The organism is Nocardia coffeae (assembly GCF_019890715.1).
In the GTDB taxonomy this organism is placed as follows: domain Bacteria; phylum Actinomycetota; class Actinomycetes; order Mycobacteriales; family Mycobacteriaceae; genus Nocardia; species Nocardia jiangxiensis.
Genome location: NZ_JAINZY010000001.1, coordinates 1,882,604 through 1,899,716, shown reverse-complemented (window position 1 = coordinate 1,899,716; position 17,113 = coordinate 1,882,604). Strand labels below are relative to the sequence as shown.

At 65.7% G+C, this 17,113-nt stretch carries 19 protein-coding genes; 14 read left to right on the top strand and 5 right to left on the bottom strand.

Annotation, left to right across the window (positions count from 1 at the left end; all coding sequences use genetic code 11):
• Positions 1–239 precede the first annotated feature (239 nt).
• Positions 240–722, top strand: coding sequence for a hypothetical protein (locus K7711_RS08320; RefSeq protein WP_222966263.1), 483 nt, complete (start codon positions 240–242; stop codon positions 720–722).
• Between the two features lie 77 nt (positions 723–799).
• On the opposite strand, the gene K7711_RS08315 is transcribed toward K7711_RS08320, so the two are convergent.
• The gene (locus K7711_RS08315; protein ID WP_222966261.1) at positions 800–1,060 is read right to left on the bottom strand and encodes a hypothetical protein; all 261 of its coding nucleotides are present in this window, start codon (positions 1,058–1,060) and stop codon (positions 800–802) included.
• Positions 1,061–2,177: 1,117 nt separating this feature from the next.
• Here K7711_RS08315 and K7711_RS08310 point away from each other — a divergent pair.
• From K7711_RS08310 to nrdF, 4 genes are all read left to right on the top strand, one after another.
• On the top strand, positions 2,178–2,507 hold the full coding sequence (locus K7711_RS08310; RefSeq protein WP_222966259.1) for a hypothetical protein: 330 nt from the start codon (positions 2,178–2,180) through the stop codon (positions 2,505–2,507).
• Entirely contained in the window at positions 2,488–3,006 is a 519-nt protein-coding gene (locus tag K7711_RS08305; RefSeq protein ID WP_222966257.1) for a DUF6879 family protein, read from the top strand. The genes K7711_RS08310 and K7711_RS08305 overlap by 20 nt, the downstream gene beginning before the upstream one ends.
• A gap of 2 nt (positions 3,007–3,008) precedes the next feature.
• The gene (locus K7711_RS47420; RefSeq protein ID WP_222966255.1) at positions 3,009–3,851 is read left to right on the top strand and encodes a helix-turn-helix domain-containing protein; all 843 of its coding nucleotides are present in this window, start codon (positions 3,009–3,011) and stop codon (positions 3,849–3,851) included.
• Positions 3,852–4,252: 401 nt separating this feature from the next.
• The gene (gene nrdF / locus K7711_RS08295) at positions 4,253–5,215 is read left to right on the top strand and encodes a class 1b ribonucleoside-diphosphate reductase subunit beta (protein ID WP_222966848.1); all 963 of its coding nucleotides are present in this window, start codon (positions 4,253–4,255) and stop codon (positions 5,213–5,215) included.
• A gap of 55 nt (positions 5,216–5,270) precedes the next feature.
• On the opposite strand, the gene K7711_RS08290 is transcribed toward nrdF, so the two are convergent.
• From K7711_RS08290 to K7711_RS08275, 4 genes are all read right to left on the bottom strand, one after another.
• Entirely contained in the window at positions 5,271–6,056 is a 786-nt protein-coding gene (locus K7711_RS08290) for an L-threonylcarbamoyladenylate synthase (RefSeq protein WP_235746603.1), read from the bottom strand.
• Between the two features lie 94 nt (positions 6,057–6,150).
• Complete coding sequence (locus K7711_RS08285) at positions 6,151–7,299, bottom strand: MAB_1171c family putative transporter (protein ID WP_222966253.1); 1,149 nt, start codon at positions 7,297–7,299, stop codon at positions 6,151–6,153.
• Positions 7,296–7,850, bottom strand: a complete 555-nt coding sequence (locus tag K7711_RS08280) for a hypothetical protein (protein ID WP_222966251.1) — start codon at positions 7,848–7,850, stop codon at positions 7,296–7,298. The genes K7711_RS08285 and K7711_RS08280 overlap by 4 nt, the downstream gene beginning before the upstream one ends.
• Positions 7,819–8,292 (bottom strand): helix-turn-helix domain-containing protein, encoded by a 474-nt coding sequence (locus K7711_RS08275; protein ID WP_222966249.1) that lies wholly within the window; start codon positions 8,290–8,292, stop codon positions 7,819–7,821. Before K7711_RS08275 ends, K7711_RS08280 begins: the two co-directional genes overlap by 32 nt.
• Before the next feature lie 227 nt (positions 8,293–8,519).
• On the opposite strand from K7711_RS08275, the gene K7711_RS08270 reads away from it, so the two are divergent.
• The 9 genes from K7711_RS08270 to K7711_RS08235 are packed head-to-tail and all read left to right on the top strand — an operon-like array spanning position 8,520 to position 17,093.
• Positions 8,520–9,317, top strand: a complete 798-nt coding sequence (locus K7711_RS08270; protein WP_222966246.1) for an SDR family NAD(P)-dependent oxidoreductase — start codon at positions 8,520–8,522, stop codon at positions 9,315–9,317.
• A gap of 25 nt (positions 9,318–9,342) precedes the next feature.
• Entirely contained in the window at positions 9,343–10,767 is a 1,425-nt protein-coding gene (locus K7711_RS08265; RefSeq protein WP_222966244.1) for a 3-isopropylmalate dehydratase large subunit, read from the top strand.
• On the top strand, positions 10,764–11,384 hold the full coding sequence (locus K7711_RS08260; RefSeq protein WP_222966242.1) for a 3-isopropylmalate dehydratase small subunit: 621 nt from the start codon (positions 10,764–10,766) through the stop codon (positions 11,382–11,384). Before K7711_RS08265 ends, K7711_RS08260 begins: the two co-directional genes overlap by 4 nt.
• Positions 11,385–11,389: 5 nt before the next feature.
• Positions 11,390–12,301: an NAD(P)-dependent oxidoreductase gene (locus tag K7711_RS08255; protein ID WP_235746941.1), complete on the top strand. Its 912-nt coding sequence runs from the start codon at positions 11,390–11,392 to the stop codon at positions 12,299–12,301.
• A complete protein-coding gene (locus tag K7711_RS47415) occupies positions 12,298–12,483 on the top strand; it encodes a hypothetical protein (RefSeq protein WP_235746602.1) in 186 nt (61 codons plus the stop codon). The genes K7711_RS08255 and K7711_RS47415 overlap by 4 nt, the downstream gene beginning before the upstream one ends.
• Positions 12,477–13,367: an NAD(P)-dependent oxidoreductase gene (locus K7711_RS08250; protein ID WP_308014544.1), complete on the top strand. Its 891-nt coding sequence runs from the start codon at positions 12,477–12,479 to the stop codon at positions 13,365–13,367. The genes K7711_RS47415 and K7711_RS08250 overlap by 7 nt, the downstream gene beginning before the upstream one ends.
• A gap of 3 nt (positions 13,368–13,370) precedes the next feature.
• Positions 13,371–15,056 (top strand): GH3 auxin-responsive promoter family protein, encoded by a 1,686-nt coding sequence (locus K7711_RS08245; protein WP_222966238.1) that lies wholly within the window; start codon positions 13,371–13,373, stop codon positions 15,054–15,056.
• On the top strand, positions 15,056–15,928 hold the full coding sequence (locus K7711_RS08240; RefSeq protein WP_222966237.1) for an alpha/beta fold hydrolase: 873 nt from the start codon (positions 15,056–15,058) through the stop codon (positions 15,926–15,928). The genes K7711_RS08245 and K7711_RS08240 overlap by 1 nt, the downstream gene beginning before the upstream one ends.
• Positions 15,918–17,093 carry an enolase C-terminal domain-like protein gene (locus K7711_RS08235; RefSeq protein ID WP_222966235.1) on the top strand — a complete coding sequence of 392 codons (1,176 nt, stop codon included), beginning with the start codon at positions 15,918–15,920 and terminating at the stop codon, positions 17,091–17,093. The genes K7711_RS08240 and K7711_RS08235 overlap by 11 nt, the downstream gene beginning before the upstream one ends.
• The last annotated feature ends 20 nt before the right edge of the window (positions 17,094–17,113 follow it).

The following is a 17,113-nucleotide window of genomic DNA, read 5'->3' as shown; positions in this document are numbered from 1 at the left end:
CCGAGCGTGGCATGCGTTGCCGGTGATGCGGGCGGCATTCCCGCGGGTGATGTCATCCGCGGACCGTGCTGGAAAAACTCTAAATGACGAGTACAGGGTCCGTCTCGGCCTCGCGTCGTAAAGCGGTTGCGGTCCGGCTCGCGGTGCAGTCATGCTGACTTCGGACGGCCGGTGTTCGTACCGGTCGAATTGTCTTGGGGGAGTGTGTTATTTCGCGCAAAGCGACCGCTATCCGACGCTTGGGCGTCGATTTCGGGCGGGTCATTCAGGGGGCCGCGGCCGAGCCCGGCGCAGCGGATACCGTGTTTCTGTCCGGGGGTGTCGAACAGGCGTTGCGGACGCCGCCGAGCCTCGATGCCTTCGAGGTGCTGGCCCGCTTGGTGCCGCGTTTCGACGGCGCGTGGGTCATCTCGAAATGCGGTCCGCGCATCGAACAGCGCACCCGGCAGTGGCTCGACCACCATGACTTCTACGACCGCACCGGAATTCCCCGAGAGAACCTGCGATTCTGCCGCGCCCGGGCGGACAAGGCGATCCACTGCGCCGAACTGGGGATCACGCACATGATCGACGACCGGATCGAGGTGCACTCCGCGCTGCGGGGGTTGGTGCCGCACCTGTTCTGGTTCGGCGCGCAGACCGAGCCCCCGCCGGATTGGGTGCGAGCCACGCGTACGTGGCTCGACCTGGAAGCCGCGATATCCGAGTGTCGTGCCGGGTAGCGGTCCGTCGCACGACCGAGCATCTACGGAACCACGATCCGCAGATCGCCCCCCGGACTACGGGTTTCTCACGGACGTCAAAGCGTCCTGTCCGGGTCGTACTCGGCGTACCCGTTCAACTTCGGGAACGTAACAGCTGTGATCTCGTGTGATGCTTCGAGCAACGCATTGATCACCCGGTGCTCAGGACCGAGATACGCGCTGACTGCCTCCATCATCTGCTGAAGCTGATCACGCAAAGGAGTAGAGAAGTCTCGCGGAAGCTTGCCGGGAAACTCCGGCGGGTTCTCCGGGTCTATCGGGTACTCGACCGGCTCGATCGGTTCATCATCGAACATGCTGGACATGCTGCTCTCTCTCAGAATCGGGGGTGGCACCGCGACGAAGGTATATCCACGGTGCCGGATGCGTTGTCGTAGCGGAACTCGTGGCCTTGAATGCCGCCCCGGATCGAGACGGCTACGCGCCACGTACCGGCGTAGCACGCTGCCGACACGCGGTACTGATGCCGACCTGTTCTCCATGGTCCCGGGATAGTCGAGTCCGGCCGTGAGACGGAGGCAACCTCCCACCTACCCCGGTCTCGGTATTCCAACGCGAGTGTGACCACATGCCGGTCTGGCGGGATGTCGCACGCCGCTACACCGTCTCCGGTGATCTGTGCACCTATTACGGTGGGCCGCTCCGGGTTGAACTCGAAGTCGCAATCCTTCGCCGCGTGAGCCGGACCGGTGCCGACCGTAAGCGTGGGGCTCAGCCCGGCGAGTGCAGCGGCGAGAACCAAGATGAACCGCGCATTCATATGTCCCCCTGGGTATTTCGATCATCGCTTACGTGTTTGAGTGCGTCATGAAACCGGACGATCACGTCGACCGGCAACGGTTCTGCCTTCGCTCCGGTGGCCAACTGCGGAGTCATGTAGGTTCCAGGTTCGCTGCGTTGATCAAGCATGGCTCTCATCACTGTCTATGCGGCCAAAGCAGCAAGGCGAGGAACGTCACCAACGGCACCCCGAAGGCTAGGCACAGCCCCATCAGGCGATCTCAGGATCGTCGCCGGTCAATCATTCGCCCGAGCCGAACGTCCTCGCGTCGTTGCAGGACTGCCGGGGGCGGTACTCCAAGTACACCCCTACCCCCGGTTCGTCTCCGGGGTGCTCCTGAACTTCGAGCACTCCACCCGGAAACGTATAAAGCCTTGTGCGCCTGTCTGATTGGTCTGCGCCTGCGCTCATCTTGATCCCTGTAGTCGGCCAGTGGAAGGCAACCCGGGGCCGGGCCTCTCTCACCGACCCCGGGTGCTGATATGACGCTACGAATAGGTTGACCGTGCAATCCACAAGTTTGATAAAACTTGCTCATATTTAGTGAACAGGTGACATTGTCGTCTAGTGCGAGGGATCATCGGGACGCAGTGCGGAAAGTCCGTGCACACATGTCGGCAAGGAGCAGGATCATGCTCTTGTATTTCCTCGGTAAAGGCGGATCGGGCACCAACGATTGTCCTACGCTGTACGCCACTGACCAGGGCACATACGCCGTCATCGGGTGGGTTACCGAGACGCCGGGAATCGTAGAGATTCCTCATCTGCTGTTGGGCTTCCTCGAGCCGGACACCTTCATCGGTGCCGATCTCACCGACACCGGCCGGGGAACCTTCACCCTGTCCGGCCGGCCGATTACGGACCGTGACACGCTGGATCAAACGACCATGGAGACCTACGAAACCGTTATCGAGGTCCCGAAGCGAGAGAGGACGTTCTACGGTGCAGTTGCTTCGAGGTGATTCGTGGCCTGACCTGCTCGGGCAGTGCCAGCGGGAAGCGTTCCACCTCGAAGTCAGGGACACTTATGCGGTTTCCGACGAATCCGAACCGTTGCGTCGGTTTCTCGATGGAGAGCCGGACGACAACGCGTGGTTCAAGCCTTGGGAGCAGCTGGTAAGGGCGACGGTTGACCGTGGAGTCGCTGTCACGAGGGTTCGGGTTGTGACAGTGCCTCACGTTGATTATCAGCGGTGGTTGCTTGCGCTCGCTTCGCTGAATGCCGAAGCGGGCGAAGATATTCGGTACCTGCCGAGGCGCGATGCCGGAGATGTCCCGTCTGATGATTTCTGGTTGTTGGATGACAAACAGGTGGTGTTCAACCTCGTTGACGAAAATGGCCGTGCGGCCGGGGTTTCCGCTCTGACTACCGACACCCGGATTGCCGACCAGTGCCGACAGGTGAAAGAACGCCTGTGGACGTTGGCGACGCCGTACGCTGAATACGTGGCAGACGCCTAAAGGTGAACAACAGCGTTCATGAAGCCCGGCAGGCGCTCGGGCAGCGGCTCAGGGAAATCCGCCGCAGAGCGGGGGTTTCCGGCCGTGAGCTTGCTCGCCTGTCCGGGTGGCATGAAAGCAAAATCAGTAAGATCGAATATGGTCGAGTAAAACCATCCGATGCGGACATTCGTGCTTACTGTGCCCATACGGGCGCACATGATCAGTTGGCAGACCTGCTGGCTACCGTGCACAACATTGATGCCGCGTACATGGAGTATCGGCGTCAGCATGCGGCAGGGCTGAGCAGGGGGCAGCTGAAGTCGGTGAGGCTCGCTGAGCGATCGAAGCTCATGCGGATTTATCAGCCTGTAGTTATTCCCGGCATACTTCAAACTGCCGAGTACGCCGAAGCCATTTTGAGGCATTCGGTGGATTTTTACCAGCTTCCCGACGACATAGATGAAGCCGTATCCAAGCGGCTCGAACGCCAACAATTCTTGTACCGGGGCGAACGTCGATTTCATATCCTGATCGCAGAACAAGCCTTGTCTACGTCGGTAGGCACCGACGCTGTGATGGTTGGGCAACTCGATCGGCTCATGGCCGTGATAGGGCTTTCTCGTGTCTTGCTCGGAATTGTCCCAGCACAAGCCGGTCCGCCGATGCAAACAACGAATTTCGTACTGTTCGACAACCGTATGGTGACTGTCGAGGGGATCACAGCAGAGCTGACCATCACTCAACCGCGAGAAGTGGCAATCTACGGCCGGGCGTTCGATCTGCTGGCCGGACGGGCCGTGACCGGCGACAAGGCGCGCGAGTTGATCCACAAGGCGATAGCTGCGCGGTCAGGGATCGAATGATCAGGGGGTTCGGAGGGGGGAAACACGCAGGCTCGGTCTTCGTCCCGGTGACTGAAGATCTGAGACTGCAAGGAGGCTTGTCAGTAAGGCGCTGGTTCAGGCAGCGGGTCGGCGGACGGCTGGGGTGCGCGTCGTCGGGAGGAGGTCGTCTGGCAAACTGCGAGCGCCTCGGATGAGCGTCCTGTAGGTACGGCATTCGTGTCGCGAATCTGATGTGACGGGCCGCATTTCGTCGTGACCGGCTGTTCCGGTGTGGGTCGCCGCACGCTTGCGTGCATATCTGCAGGATGGTCGGGACACAAGGTGTTGTGCTGCTTAAGGATGTCGGCCCCTAGTAGTAGTGTCTGGGGTGAGTGATATCCGTGCGATTCGGCGAAGCGAGAAGGGTGAGTGAGGTGGGCGTGAAGCTGATCGATCGAGTGAGTGCGATCAACTGGAATCGGGTGCCCGACGAGAAGGATGCCGAGGTCTGGGACAGGCTCACCGGCAACTTCTGGTTGCCCGAGAAGGTTCCGGTGTCCAACGACATTCCCTCGTGGAACACGTTGACCGCGCATGAAAAGCAGCTCACCATGCGGGTTTTCACCGGTCTGACGCTGCTGGACACGATTCAGGGCACGGTCGGCGCGGTGAGCCTGATCCCGGATGCGATCACCCCGCACGAGGAGGCGGTGTACACCAACATCGCGTTCATGGAGTCGGTGCACGCCAAGAGCTACAGCTCGATCTTCTCCACGCTCTGCTCGACGCGCGATATCGATGACGCCTTCCGCTGGTCGGAGGAGAATCGCAATCTGCAGCGCAAGGCCGAGATCGTGCTGGACTACTACCGGGGCGACGAGCCGCTCAAGCGCAAGGTGGCCTCCACGCTGCTGGAGAGCTTCCTGTTCTACTCCGGGTTCTACCTGCCGATGTACTGGTCCTCGCGGGCCAAGCTCACCAACACCGCCGACCTGATCCGGCTGATCATCCGCGACGAGGCCGTGCACGGCTACTACATCGGCTACAAGTATCAGAAGGGCCTCGAGCAGCTCACCGAGCCCGAACGCGAGGAGCTCAAGAGCTACACCTTCGAGCTGCTGTTCGAGTTGTACGAGAACGAGGTCGAGTACACCCAGGATCTGTACGACGAGGTCGGCCTGACCGAGGACGTCAAGAAGTTCCTGCGCTACAACGCCAACAAGGCCCTGATGAACCTCGGCTACGAGGGCCTGTTCCCCAAGGACGAGACCGAGGTCAATCCGGCCATCCTCTCGGCGCTCTCACCCAACGCCGACGAGAACCACGACTTCTTCTCCGGTTCGGGCTCGAGCTACGTCATCGGCAAGGCGGTCAACACCGAGGACGAGGACTGGGAGTTCTGATCCCGCGTTCCTGAACCTCCCCGCACCGGCCGTGGCCGGTGCGGGGCTCGGTTTTTCAGTAGTAGTCGCCGTGGCGGTAGTCCCAGGACGGGAAGCTCTCGCCCAGATTCTCCATGATCCGATCGATGTCGAGACCACGACGGATCACCGTCGGAGCAGGGCTGACGAGACGCCGGCGGTCCTGCTGAGGGACCAATGTCCCGTCGCGATCCACCATCGAGACCATGACGCCCTGCTCGTGCCGACTGGCGTCGTCGCGGTCGGGCTGGATCGAGCGGACGTAGTCGTCGGCGGTGACGATCAGGTCGGCCGCATCCTCGATGCGGTCGCCGATGCCCTCGACTCGTCCCTTGTTGCCGATGCCGGACGGGTTGGCGGAGCTGGCGAAGCTCAATCGTCGGTGCTCACGCCACAACTCGCCGACGATCTGCTCGGCGGGGGTGCCGAATCTGATCACGAAACAACTGGTGCCGCGTCCGTCGCGGGCGAGGTCGGCGGCGGTCTCGTCGGGTAGCAGCGCCAGGGCCTCCGGCTGCCACGGCAGGATGCAGCCCAGCAGGATGTCGGCGTCCCAATGTTTGCGGTAGAACTCGGCGATCTCGTCGTTGAGCTCGGCCAATTCCGCCAACTGCGCCAGGGAGGCGCACAGCACCACTCCCGGCTTGCCGCGGTTGCGCTGTTTCGCCTCGAACTTGCGCTCGAGCCCGGCGCCGTCGGTGGCGATCAGGATGTAGCCGACCTTGGTCGGCGTGACGACCAAGCCGCCGTCGGCGGCCAGAATATTCACCGCGTCGGTGACAGTCGTTCCGTCCCAAGCGATTCTGCGTGTCATGGCCAGCATGAATTCCCCTCGATTGTGGTGGTGGATTGCTGTCCCCGTGGGCCCCGGCGCATTCGACGGTAGCACCGCTCTGCCACATAATGGAACGACAATCTCACATATTGGAACTCTGGCGGAGCTTGCGATACTCCCGAGCGACTGCCGCGAGCCACTCCAGATCGGTGTCCGGATGAGGTCCGGCCGACGCGGCCGCACGGGGCGGTGTGTCGGTGAGCCGACCGGCGGGTGTCTCGGACCTGGCGTGAAGTTCCGCGAAAATCGTTGCGGCGGTGCTGCGAACGTCGGTGACCTCCGATGCGTCCGCCCGCTGTAACGCGCGCGGTGCGAACCGGAGAATGCCGTCGTGAATCTCCACCGCTCGCCGGTAGACCCGAAAAGACAGGGAACCGAACCCGGCAGCTCGCGGCATCAACACGATGACCTCGTCGGCCGAGCGCAGATCCGCCCACAGCGGGTACATGACGCGGTAGCGACGATGATGCCGTATCCAGGTTCCCAGGGCGGTCGCCGTCACGTGGGCTGCGGGCAGCGTCAGGCCCACCGCCATCACCGACACCGCCACCGTCGTGATCGGCGCGGTCAGCGCCTGCAGCGCGGTGCTGTCGATCCTGGTGTGCGCCAAGATGATCGAGACCAGCCGCAGGACGCAGAAGATCAGATACAGGCACGCCCCGGCGACGGTGACCCGCATACCGGTGCGCAGCCACGGCTGCACCGGAAGGTCGGCCACCGTGCGGCAGCGCCGTGCCACCTGGTACGTGCCGAATGCCAGCGCCACATCGAAGACGGTGAGAAATGCGGTGGCCATGGGGAAATGCGCGGTGGTCACCGGAAACGCCATATCCAGTTCGTCCTGGGTGCACCGCGACCACAGCAGCGCCTGTGTCGCGACGGTGCCGGTGGCCAGCGCCCCGACCCAGACGCGCGGTATCCGAGGGGCCGGATCCCAATACGACAGCGCCACCAGAATCGCGCCGGTCCACGCCGGGCCACTGCAGACGCACAGCAGCAACCGCGACACGTTCGGCGTCTGCAACAGCCGATCGACCAGCGCGTAGACGTCCGGGATCGCGAGACTGAAGGCGATCGCCTTGAAGGTGAACGCCGCCAACAGGCTCGCCGAGGCCAGATTCCTTCCCCCGGAATGGAATCGGTACAGGTGCAGCGCTGCGCTCAGCCAGCAGAACAGGGTCGCGATGCCGTACATCGGTGTAGCGGCTGCCGCGAGGGCGGCGACGATCAAGGCTCCAGGCTGAAGGTCCGCAGTACCCGGCTGATCCGCTCGTCCGCGTCGTGCAGGTTGGGAACGGGGAATTCCGTTCCGCTGCTGACGCATTCGCCCAGGATCGTCGCGGTCAGCTCGGCCTCGAGCTCCTGTGGATCGTCGTAGGCCTGACGGCCCAGAACGGTGGCCGAGCCCCATTCGCCGCCCGGCGCCAGTGAGACCAGCGCCTCGGTGGGCGCCGGCTGGGCGTTCTGGTAGTGCCCGAACATGATGTGGCTGAATTCGTGCAGGATGATGTGATTCTGGTGCAGCGCGGTCGTGTGCTGTTCGTAGACAACGTAATCCACGGTATCGGTGGAGATCAGAATCCCGTGGATCGCGGAATCACTCAGAGGGAACGGCACCAGTGCGATCTGTCTGCCGAACCGGTCCGAGATCTTCGCGCGCACGCACTCGAGATCATCGCCCGGGATGATGTCGAGTTCGCGCACACGGTTGCGGCAGGTTCGCGCGAGCCGGTGCAGCCTGCGGTGTTCGCTACTGTGACGGCCCCAAACCGGCACCCTCATCGTTATCCCCCTCTATTGCAGGTAGACCTTGCAATTTGCGGACATGATCCAGGACTGCCGTCACCGTCGACAGGCTGTCCTGATTCAGGCCGACGGCGCGCAGCGCGATTCGCCGCACGCCGAGTTCGTTGAGCTGCGCGGCCAATTCGGCGGTGTCGCGATCGGCCGTGGACGCTGCCGCGTCCGAGTGGTGCGGTTCGGTGAAGTACGACATCGAGACGTTGAAGTAGTCGGCCAGCGCGCGTAACAGTTTCACCGAGGGTTGGGACCGTTTGCCGGAGCGTAGTGCCGACAGGTAGGCCCCGCTCACCCGAACCTCCGGGTGGGCGGCTTTGATGTCGGCGGCTACTTCGTTGTTGCTGGCGCAGCGGCCCCGCAAACTGGCAGTTGACGCGAACAAGTGATTGAGACGTTCGGCCAATCCGTCGTCGTCGGCGGGCATTTCGGCCTCCTTCGGCTCAGTACACCACTGTCCGCCCAGGTGATCAATCTGCGCCGCAGTCCGTACGTGTGATCTTAAGCACCCTTGCCATCAACTGTCAGTTGATTAAGGATGAGGTTATCAACTGGGAGTTGCCGATGTGGGCACTATTCATGATGCTCTGAACAGCGTAAACAACTGGCAGTTGAACATCAACTCCGACGTTGTCCGTCGAACGGGGGAATCGAATGACCATTCTCAACGAGGCCGCGCCGGCCGCCGCCGCCGTGGACCCGCTCGGGTTCACCGGTAGGACCGTGCTGATCCTCGGCGCCTCCAGCGGAATCGGGCAGGCCGCCGCCGCCCGGTTCAGCGCCCTGGGAGCCCAGGTGGTGGCCGGTGGCCGCGATGCGGAGCGCGTGGCGGCGGCGGTGTCGACTCTCGACCCGGAACGCACCCGGACGGTGGTCTGCGATGTCGGCGACGATGCCGCCGTGGCTCGTTCGGTCGCCTATGCCATTGCCGAATTCGGTTGCCTGGACGCCTGTTTGAACAATGCGGGCATCTTCGGCCGGTTCGGGCCGATCCACGAGGACACCGCCGACAACTTCGACACCGTCGTCGGCACGAACCTGCGCGGTGTGTGGTCGTGTCTGCGACACCAGATCCCGGCGCTGCTGGAGCGCGGTGGAGCCATCGTCAACACCACCTCGGTCGCCGCGCACCTGGGCCACGCCCGCAGCCCGCTCTACTCGGCCACCAAGCACGCCGTGGTCGGACTCACCAAATCCGTTGCGCTGCAATATGCCCGATACAACATCCGGGTCAATGCGATCAGCCCCGGGTCCACCGATACCGGCATGTTGCGCTCGATCTATCCGACAGCCGATGCGATCTCGGCTCGAGAGCAGCGCGCACCTCTGCGTCGACTGGGCACACCTGCCGAAATCGCCGAGGCCGCGGTATGGCTGGCCAGCCCGGCCAGCAGCTATGTGACCGGTCAGACGTTGATCGCCGACGGCGGTGTCACCGCCGGAGCCTCCTGACGCCCCTCGCACCGAAGGCAGCTTCATGGGAAAAACCCTGTACGACAAGGTATTCGACTTGCATACCGTCCGTGACCTGGGCGGTGGGCAGTTCCAGTTGTTCGTCGGCCTGCACCTGTTCCACGAGGCGACCAGCGCCCAGGCCTTCGCCATGCTCGACGAGCGATCGTCCGGGATCGCCTATCCGGATCGCACCGTCGGCACCATCGATCACGTCATCCCCACCGGAACGGTGGCCCGGCCCTTCTCCGACCTGCGGGCCGAGGCGCTGGTGAGCGCTCTGGAAGCGAACTGTGCACGCCGGGGCCTGCGGTATCTGTCCCCGGCCCGGGGCGAGCACGGCATCGTGCACGTGGTCGGCCCGGAACAGGGGCTGACCCAGCCGGGAATCACGGTGGCCTGCGGTGATTCGCACACCGCCACGCACGGTGCGTTCGGCGCCCTGGCCTTCGGAATCGGCACCACCCAGATGCGCGACGTCTTCGCCACGCAGACGGTGATCGCCGATCGGTCGAGGGTGCGCCGGATCGAGATCACCGGTGCGCTCGGCCTCGGGGTCGGCGCGAAGGATGTCATCCTGCACATCATCAACACGCTCGGGCCGACCAGCGGCGTCGGCTACGCACTCGAATTCGGCGGGCCGGTGGTCGATGCCATGTCGATGGACGAGCGAATGACGTTGTGCAACATGGCCGTCGAGGCCGGATCCCGGGTCGGCTACTGCAATCCCGACGACACCACCGTCGACTATCTGCGCGGGCGACCGTTCGCTCCCGCCGGCCCGGCCCTGGACCGCGCCGTGCGTTGGTGGCGATCACTCGTCTCGGATCCCGATGCGCGGTACGACGATCGGGTCGTGATCGACGGTTCCGCGATCGAGCCCATGGTCACCTGGGGCACCAATCTCGGGCAGTCGACGCCGGTGACCGGGCATGTGCCGCACGATGATCCGGCCGACGCGCGGCGCACCGCCGAACTGGCCGCGGCTCGCGAATTCATGGGCGTCACCGCCGGGCAGCCGGTCAGTGACGTCGCGGTGGACGTGGCGTTCCTCGGTTCCTGCACGAACGGCCGGTTCTCGGACTTCCTCGCGGTCGCGGAGTTGTTGCAGCGCGGGGAATTTCGTGTCGCTCCCGGTGTGCGGGCGCTGGCCGTGCCGGGTTCGCAGAAAGTGCGCGAGGAACTGGTCGCGCGCGGTGTGGACAAGGTGCTCGAAGATGCGGGATTCGAATTCCGCGAGCCGGGTTGCTCGCTGTGCATCGCGATCAACACCGATCGGCTCGTCGGACGCGAGGTGTGTGTGTCCTCGTCGAACCGGAACTTTCGAGGCCGTCAGGGCTCGCCCACCGGCCGCACCCTGATCATGTCCCCGGCGTCGGTCGCGGCCTCGGCCGTACGCGGCCACGTCGCCGATCCGCGTGAGGTCTTCGGCCTGCTGGAGGAGCTATGAGCACCGTCATCGACGAGATCCGCGGCACCGCGATCGCGCTGGAGGACGACGACATCGACACCGACCGGATCATTCCGGCCAAATACCTCAAGGACGAGACCTTCGTCGCGCTGGGTGAGCACGTCTTCGAGACCGACCGCCTGTATGCCGCGGACGCGGGAACGCTGCATCCCTTCACTGACCCGGCTCGACGCAGCGCACGAATTCTGCTGGCAGCGGCGAACTTCGGATGCGGATCATCGCGGGAGCACGCACCGCAGGCATTGCGCCGGTGGGGGATCGAGGCCATCGTCGCGGTCAGCTTCGGCGAGATCTTCCGGGACAACGCCGCCACCATCGGACTGCCGTGCCTCACCGCCGATCCGGCCGATCTGGCCGAGGCCCGCCGCCTGGTCGCGGACGCACCGGGCCGCGCGGTCACGCTGGGGCTGGCGCAGTCCGGCCTGCACGTCGGTGACCTTCGGCTGCCGGTGCGATTGAACGAGGCGCTGCGGCAACGATTCCTGACCGGGCGATGGGACTCGCTGAGCGTGCTGAGCGAGTCCGCCGATGTGGTCCGCACGGTCGCTGCCGGACTTCCCTATCTGACCGACTTCGCCGGCGGAGGTGCGCTGTGATCGTGATGCCGAACCGGCCGCGACTGGCCGCTGTCGATGCCGTACTCGATGCGCATCCGCTCGCCGCGCAGGTGGTTCGCGGCGAGAGCGGCGGCGATGCCACGGCCCTGCTGCACTTCTTCGACGCCGAGCCCATCACGGCAGAACTGCTCGAGCGGTATCGGCCGACGACGGTCGTGGTGGCCGGTCCGCATGCCGGGGCCGTCGATCTCGACGCGGCGGCCGAGCGCGGCGTCTCCGTCGTGGACACCCCCGGACTGGCGGCGAACGCGGTCGCGGAGTACACGATCACACTGCTGCTCGCCCTGCTGCGCGGACTTCCGGCCGCTATCACCCTCGGGCAGTGGCTTCCGAAACTCGGCCGCGCCGCGCAGGGCCGGGTACTCGGCATCGTCGGCCTGGGCGCGATCGGGATCCGGGTGGCGGCGCTGGCCCGTTCGCTGGGGATGCAGGTGCTGTACTGGGAGCCGGTCGATGATCCGGGGCTCGTGGACGCGACAGCGGTGGAACTCCCGGAATTGCTGCGGAGCAGCGATGTGGTCTCGGTGCACCTGCGGCTGGTCCCGGCCACCCGCGGCCTGCTCGATGCGCATCTGCTGCCGCTGCTCAAACCGACTGCCCTGCTGATCAATACGGCACGGTCGGAGATCGTCGACACGACGACGTTGCGAAAGATGCTGGCCGAGAACCTGATCGGCGGAGCTGCGCTGGACGTGTTCGATATCGAGCCGCTGCCGCCCACCGACCCGCTGTGGCAGGACCCCAGGGTGTTGGTCTCGCCGCACATGGCCTGGATGACCACCGACGCGGTCGGCCGGTTCTTCGACGCCGCACTGCGCTATCTCGTCGAGGACGACCGCGGCCGAGTCCGGGCGGTCGCCGGCACGCTGGACCGCGCGACCGGGGGCGGCGCATGAGCGCGGGCACGGTGGTGGTGGGCCGGGATCACACCCTGGGGAGTGTGCTGGACGAGGCGGCTCGTCGGCTCGAGTCGGCCGGACATCCGGTGCGGCGGCTGCCCGCCGCCGCACCGCCGCGACCACCGAGTTCTCCCCGGACCAGTGGCCTCGATACTTCGCCGACGCCGACGTCGTGCTGATCAGTTCGCGGACGGTCCTGTCCAACGACCTGTTGGACTGGGCGCCGCGGTTGCGCGGCATCGTCTTCGGCTCGATCGGCACCAATTCCTGCGACGTCGACCACGCGACGAGCCGTGGCATCCTGGTCGCCAACGGCGCCACCAGCGAAAACGTGGAAAGCGTCGCCGAGGCCACGGTTGTGCTCATGGCAGCCCTGCTGGGCGAATTGCTGCCCAAGATCGGCGAATTCCGGCATCCGCCCGGCCGTCAGGTGGCGGCGTTGTCGAGTCGGATGCTGCGGGGCAGGACGATCGGATTCCTCGGTTTCGGCCGGATCGCCCGGCAGGCGCACCGGCGTCTGCAGGGCTGGTCGGTGGGCCGGACTCTCGCCTGGACGCGCACTCCGGCGGAAGGCTTCCCGGACGTCGAATTCACAGATCTGGCAACGGTTCTCGCCCACAGTGATGTGGTCTCGGTGCACCTGCCGCTGTCCGCGCGGACCCGTGGGCTGCTCGACCACCGCGCCCTGGCGTCGATGAAATCCGGTGCGGTACTGGTGAATACCGCGCGCGGCGGCATCGTCGACGAGCAGGCGCTGGCCGAAGTGCTGCGGTCCGGACATCTGGCGGGCGCGGCGCTGGACACCTTCGCTCAGGAACCACCGCCCCCTGATCACCCGCTGGCGCAGTGCCACAACACCATTCTCACCAACCACAATGCCGGGCACACCGGCGACCTGTTCGCCTCGCTGGTCCCGGCGGCGGTGGAGAACACCACCGCGCTGCTGGACGGCCGGCTACCCGCCTATCTCGCCAACCGCGAGGCGGTCGATCAATGGAGATCACGAATTTCCAACCCTCACCGCAGATCCCGGACCGGGACGCGCGGTGCTATCGAGGAGTGACCCATGCTCTTGCCACGACTGACCGGTTCCATGGATTTCCTGACCCGAACGCACACCGCGTTGGCGATGCAGCGCGCGACCTGCCTCGACCCGGCCGCCGCCCAGCAGCAGGTGCTGGCCGACCTGCTGGACCAGGCCACCGACTCCCGATTCGGCCGGGAACACGAGTTGCACGGCGTGCGCACTCTGGCCGACTGGCAGCGAGCCGTGCCGGTGCGCTCCTACAGTGACTTTCGTCCGTACATCGACGCCGCGATCGACGGTCAGCACAAGGTGCTGACCCGGTCCGATCCCTATGCGTTCCTGAAGACCTCCGGCACCTCGGGCTCACCGAAACTCGTTCCCACCACCCGGCATTGGCGGATGAACTATCGCGGACCGGCGCTGTACGCCCAGTGGGGCCTGTACTTTCAACTGCTCGGCCTGCGCAAGGTCCATCCGTGGACGGCGTTGGATCTGTCCTGGGACCGCACCGTGCCCACCGCGGTGCAGGGTGGTTTCCCGGTGTACGGCATCTCGCAGCGGTGGGAATCGTTGGGCGGCAACGACTGGACCCCGCCGTGGTTCTCCATGCCCTGGTTCGCGGACCAGATGGACGGGATCGACAGCACCGACCGGCTCTACGCGAAGATGCGTCTGCTGGTCGGCAAGGATGTGCGCATCGTGGTGGCGGTCAATCCGTCCAAGATCGTGCTGCTCGCCGAGCAACTGCGTGACCGCGGCGAGGAATTGATCCGCGACGTGCGCGAGGGCACCCTGCTGGGCCGACCGCATCCGGCGCTGGCTCCGGATCGCGAGATGGCCGTGCGTCTTTCGGCGCTGCGCGGATTCCACCGGAGGCCGTTGCGACTGACCGATCTGTGGCCGCGGCTGGATCTGGTGGTGTGCTGGATGTCGAGTTCGGCTCGCTTCTACGAATCCTGGTTGCGCGATCTGATCCCCGACGTCGCGATCCTGCCGTTCAGCACGACCGGCACCGAGGGCATCGTGACTCTGCCCGTCGACGGGCATCCCAGTGCCGGGCCACTCGCCGCCAACCAGGGCTTGTTCGAATTCTTCGAGGTCGGCGACGACGGTGAGATCACCGGTGATCCGGTACCGGCTCCGGGACTGTCCCGCCGGGTGCACTACCGGCTGGTGATGAGCCAGGCCAATGGTCTGTACCGCTACGACGTGGGGGACACCTACCGGGTCACCGGGTGGGTCGGCGCCACCCCGCGTCTGGAATTCAGCGGCCGAGCCGGTGTCGGTAGCTCGTTCACCGGCGAGAAACTGACCGACGCGGACCTGCACACCACGGTCGCCCGGGTCACGACCGGCTGCGGTTCGAGTATGCCGATGTTCACCGCGATCCCGGTGTGGGACACCCCGCCGCGCTACGTCGTCGCACTGGAGGTCGGCGACGGTTTCGATGCCGCGGATCTGTTGCCTCTGGCCGAGCCCCTGGAAGAAACCCTGCAGCAGGTGAACATCGAATACGCGGAGAAGCGCCTGACCAATCGGCTGGCCCCGATCCAGGTACTTCCGTTGCGTCCGGGGGCGTTTCGCCGGGTCACCGAATACCGGCTCGCGCGTGGTGCGGCGCCGGCGCAGATCAAACATCACTGGCTGCAGTCGGATGCGCAGTTGCTCTCGGTATTCGCCGAGCTCGGCGTGGCCGACGACGCGGTCGTGGCAGGAGCGCGCTGATGTCGCTCGATCACCCGGCGGCCGTGGGATCGGTGCGTGCCGACCGGCTCGATGTCGCAGGTGCGGGCGGGATCGAGCTGGTGCTGCACCGATGGCGCAGTGTCCGGCCGCGGGCAGCTGTGTTCTACGTGCACGGCATTCAGTCGCACGGCGGCTGGCTGTTCGAAACCGGGCCCGAGCTGGCCCGGCGCGGGGTCAGCACCTACCTGCTGGATCGTCGTGGCTCCGGGATGAGCGGCGGTTCGCGCGGGTATCTGCCGGACGCGCTCACCGTGGTGGACGACCACGCCCACGCGCTGGAGCTGGTTCGGGCCGACACCGCAGTGCCGTTGACCGGTCTGGGACAGAGTTTCGGCGGCAGTGTCTTGGCCGCGTTGCTGGTCCAGCGCCCGGACAGCTTCGATTCGGTCGTGTTCACCGCTCCGGCCATCGGTCAGCAGCGCGCCCGGCACGAGGATTCGGCGCTGGCGGCGCGGCGGCTGCTCGATGGCGCCGAACTGCGCGCGGTTCCGCTGGACGATCGCGACTACACCGACGATCCGGGCTACCTGCGCTTCATGGCGGACGACCCGCTGATGCTGCGCGAGGTACCCGCCCGGACCCTGGCCACGATGGTGGAACTGGAGGACCGCTATCTGGCGGTCGCCGAGTGGAATGTGACAGTGCCGGTGGCCCTTGCCCTTCCGGCGCGGGATCGGATCATCGACCTCGCCGTGACGCAACGGGAACTACGAACCCGGATTCCGGGACTCGACACCGTGCGGTTCGGCGCCGCACAGCAGCACTATCTCGAATTCACTCCCGCGCGTCACGAGTACTGGGATTGGCTTGCGCACCAGGCTGTTTCGAGGGGAGTACGCGATGATCGATGAACTGTCCCTCGCGGCCGCGCGGGTGCCGTTCGCGGTCCCGTTCGCGCATGCCGCGCATCGGCGGATGACCTCGGAATCGGTGTTGTTGACGTTACGCGCCGGGCAGTTCACCGGGTGGGGCGAGGGCGCACCGCGATCGTATGTGACCGGCGAGACCATCGATTCGGTCGGTGCGGCAGTGCGCGACTTCGATCCCGCTCCGGTGGCGGCGGCGATGGCGGCAGGAAGTTTCGGTGGATCGGTGCGGGCGTTGGCCGCCCTGCGACTGGGAGACGTTCTGCCGGGGCGCAATCGGCGCGAACCAGCCGCAGCCGCGGCGGTCGAGACCGCCGCGCTGGATGCGCTGTGCCGCGCCCACGGACGGAGTGTGACCGACGCGTTACAGGCGTTGGATCTGTCCGGTGATGCTGTTGCGCGCGAGAGCTTTCCGGTGACGGTCACCGCGGACCTGACCCGGCCGATCACCGAGCTGCTCCGTTCGGCCGGTTCGGCGCGCGCGGCGCGACATCTCAAACTCAAAGCCGCGCAACCGGATCGGCTGGCCGCGGAGGTGGTGGAGCTGCGTCGCGCACTCGATCCGCAGGTCACTCTCTCGGTCGACGCCAATGGCAGCTGGACGAGATCCGAGGCGATGCGCCACGGCCCGGACCTGGTGCAGGCGGGTGTGGACTGGATCGAGGAGCCCTTGCCCGCACGGGATTGGACGGGCATGCGGGCCCTGGTGAGTCACGGCGTTCCGGTGATGCTGGACGAATCCTGCACCGGCGCGGACGATCTCGCCGAGGCTCTGGCGCACGATGCGCTCACCCATGTCAACGTGCGGATCTCGAAGGTCGGCGGCCCGCTGGCCGCGGCGCGGCTGATCGACCGGATCCGGCGGGCCGGGTTGGCCTTCCAGATCGGCGTGCAGGTCGGTGAGATCGGCCCGCTCTGGGCGTGCGGCCGGGCACTGGCGAGCTGGGCGCACGATGCGGTCACCGTCGAGGCGGGACGGCAGGACGAGTGGTTCCCGGCTCCGCTGACCGAACCCGCCTTCGTCGTCGACCGCGGTTCCGCTACCGCACAACCGATTCCGGGCCCGGGGCACGGTGTGACGCCCAGCCCGGCCCTGCACGCCCGGCTGACCCCGCTGGGCGCGTGGGCGCCGCAGCGATCGGCGTCATGAACCCGCGCGAGTCCGCACCG

Coding starts and splice junctions, on each gene's coding strand:
- K7711_RS08315 (WP_222966261.1), bottom strand. CDS start 1,060: ATGTTCGATGATGAACCGATCGAGCCGGTCGAGTACCCGATAGACCCG.
- K7711_RS08310 (WP_222966259.1), top strand. CDS start 2,178: ATGCTCTTGTATTTCCTCGGTAAAGGCGGATCGGGCACCAACGATTGT.
- K7711_RS08290 (WP_235746603.1), bottom strand. CDS start 6,056: ATGCTGGCCATGACACGCAGAATCGCTTGGGACGGAACGACTGTCACC.
- K7711_RS08280 (WP_222966251.1), bottom strand. CDS start 7,850: ATGAGGGTGCCGGTTTGGGGCCGTCACAGTAGCGAACACCGCAGGCTG.
- K7711_RS08275 (WP_222966249.1), bottom strand. CDS start 8,292: ATGCCCGCCGACGACGACGGATTGGCCGAACGTCTCAATCACTTGTTC.
- K7711_RS08270 (WP_222966246.1), top strand. CDS start 8,520: ATGACCATTCTCAACGAGGCCGCGCCGGCCGCCGCCGCCGTGGACCCG.
- K7711_RS08265 (WP_222966244.1), top strand. CDS start 9,343: ATGGGAAAAACCCTGTACGACAAGGTATTCGACTTGCATACCGTCCGT.
- K7711_RS08260 (WP_222966242.1), top strand. CDS start 10,764: ATGAGCACCGTCATCGACGAGATCCGCGGCACCGCGATCGCGCTGGAG.
- K7711_RS08255 (WP_235746941.1), top strand. CDS start 11,390: ATGCCGAACCGGCCGCGACTGGCCGCTGTCGATGCCGTACTCGATGCG.
- K7711_RS47415 (WP_235746602.1), top strand. CDS start 12,298: ATGAGCGCGGGCACGGTGGTGGTGGGCCGGGATCACACCCTGGGGAGT.
- K7711_RS08245 (WP_222966238.1), top strand. CDS start 13,371: ATGCTCTTGCCACGACTGACCGGTTCCATGGATTTCCTGACCCGAACG.
- K7711_RS08240 (WP_222966237.1), top strand. CDS start 15,056: ATGTCGCTCGATCACCCGGCGGCCGTGGGATCGGTGCGTGCCGACCGG.
- K7711_RS08235 (WP_222966235.1), top strand. CDS start 15,918: ATGATCGATGAACTGTCCCTCGCGGCCGCGCGGGTGCCGTTCGCGGTC.